The sequence below is a fragment of the Arthrobacter agilis genome (genome assembly GCF_002953615.1).
Classification (GTDB): Bacteria; Actinomycetota; Actinomycetes; order Actinomycetales; family Micrococcaceae; genus Arthrobacter_D; species Arthrobacter_D agilis_B.
On the sequence record NZ_CP024915.1, the window covers coordinates 696043 to 698144 of the forward strand.

General features: G+C 68.4%; 2 protein-coding genes. Both read left to right on the plus strand.

Annotation, left to right across the window (positions count from 1 at the left end; translation table 11 throughout):
* Positions 1-107 precede the first annotated feature (107 nt).
* Positions 108-299, plus strand: coding sequence for a Trm112 family protein (locus CVO76_RS03425; protein WP_133082019.1), 192 nt, complete (start codon positions 108-110; stop codon positions 297-299).
* A gap of 56 nt (positions 300-355) precedes the next feature.
* Positions 356-1855, plus strand: a complete 1500-nt coding sequence (ahcY, locus tag CVO76_RS03430; protein ID WP_208740674.1) for an adenosylhomocysteinase — start codon at positions 356-358, stop codon at positions 1853-1855.
* Positions 1856-2102: the final 247 nt, after the last annotated feature.

The following is a 2102-nucleotide window of genomic DNA, read 5'->3' on the forward strand; positions in this document are numbered from 1 at the left end:
GCGGCGCCCTGACGCCGATCGTGCGGAGGCGCGTTCTTCCGGGCACGCCCCGCGGGCGCGGTAGACTCGTACCCACGATCCCCCTCCTCCCGAGCGAAAGCTTCCCCATGGCGAACCTTCCAGCACGGCTGCTCGACGTCCTCCGCTGCCCCGTCACCGGGTCGACGCTCGAACAGGACGGCGCGGTCCTCCGATCGACGGCCCCGGGACCCGGCGGCGAAACGCTCACGTACAGGCTCGACGAGGGCATCCCGGTGCTCCTCCCCGCCGAACTCCCCGGTGCCGCCTCCGCCCCGTAGGGCCGGAGCCGACGCCCTCCCCCGAACCTCCGAACTCCAGCTAGGAACAGCACACCATGACGTTCGACTACAAAGTTGCCGACCTCTCGCTCGCGGAGGCGGGCCGACACCAGATCCGGCTCGCCGAGCACGAGATGCCCGGGCTCATGGCGCTGCGCCGCGAATACGCGGACGCGCAGCCCCTCGCCGGAGCCCGTATCGCCGGCTCGCTGCACATGACCGTCCAGACGGCCGTCCTCATCGAGACCCTGACATCCCTCGGGGCCGAGGTCCGCTGGGCGTCCTGCAACATCTTCTCCACGCAGGACGAGGCCGCGGCGGCCGTCGTCGTGGGCGACGGCACCGTCGAGGAGCCCGCCGGGGTCCCCGTCTTCGCCTGGAAGAACGAGACGCTCGAGGACTACTGGTGGACCGCCACCCAGATCCTGACGTGGCCGCGCCAGGCCGAGGGCCTCGGCCCCAACATGATCCTGGACGACGGCGGCGACGCCACGATGCTCGTCCACAAGGGTGCCGAGTTCGAGGCGCTCGGAGCGGTGCCGGCCAACCCGCAGGAGGGCGACGCCGACTACTCGCACGAGTACACGGTCTTCCTCGACACCCTCCGCTCCACGATCGGATCCGAGCCACTGAAGTGGACGACCATCGCCGCGGGGATCAAGGGCGTCACCGAGGAGACGACGACGGGCGTGCACCGCCTGTACCAGCTCGCCGCGCAGGGCAAGCTCCTCTTCCCGGCGATCAACGTGAACGACTCGGTCACGAAGTCGAAGTTCGACAACAAGTACGGCATCCGCCACTCGCTGCCCGACGGCCTGAACCGGGCCACGGATGTGCTGATCGGCGGCAAGGTCGCCGTGGTCTGCGGCTACGGCGACGTCGGCAAGGGTGCGGCGGAAGCCCTCCGTGGCCAGGGTGCCCGCGTGATCGTCACGGAGATCGATCCGATCTGCGCGCTGCAGGCCGCCATGGACGGCTACCAGGTCGCCACGCTCGAGACGGTGCTCGGCCAGGGCGACATCTTCATCACCACCACCGGGAACAAGGACGTCATCATGGCCCGTCACATGGCGGGCATGAAGCACCAGGCGATCGTCGGCAACATCGGCCACTTCGACAACGAGATCGACATCGCCGGGCTCGCGCGGATCCCCGGCGTCGAGAAGATCGAGATCAAGCCGCAGGTCCACGAGTGGGTCATCCCGGCCGGCGAGGCCGAGGGTGTGGAGAAGCACTCGATCATCATGCTGTCCGAAGGCCGCCTGCTGAACCTCGGCAACGCGACCGGTCACCCGTCCTTCGTCATGAGCAATTCCTTCGCGAACCAGACGATCGCCCAGATCGAACTCTTCACCAAGTTCGAGCAGGAGGACGCCGAGGGCAACCGCGAGTACGAGAACGAGGTCTACGTCCTGCCGAAGATCCTCGACGAGAAGGTCGCCCGCCTGCACCTCGACGCCCTCGGTGTCGAGCTCACGGAGCTGACCAAGGGGCAGGCCGAGTACCTCGACATCGATGTGGCCGGCCCGTACAAGTCCGAGCAGTACCGCTACTGAGGCCTGCGGACGCCCGATCTCCCAGCCGCTGCCGGCGCCCTGACGGGTGCCGGCAGCGGCCGGATCGTTGTCGAACTGCATCCGGGGTACGCCGGGAAATCCGGCCTGTCGCGTAAAATCGCTTGGGGCAGCAACGTCGAGGGGCAGGGGCATGCGCATGAAGCAGGAGTCGAGCAGGGCCGGTGCGCACCGGAAGGGCTGGAAGATCGCAGCCATCGGTGCAGCGGCGGTCGTCGTCGTCGGAGGC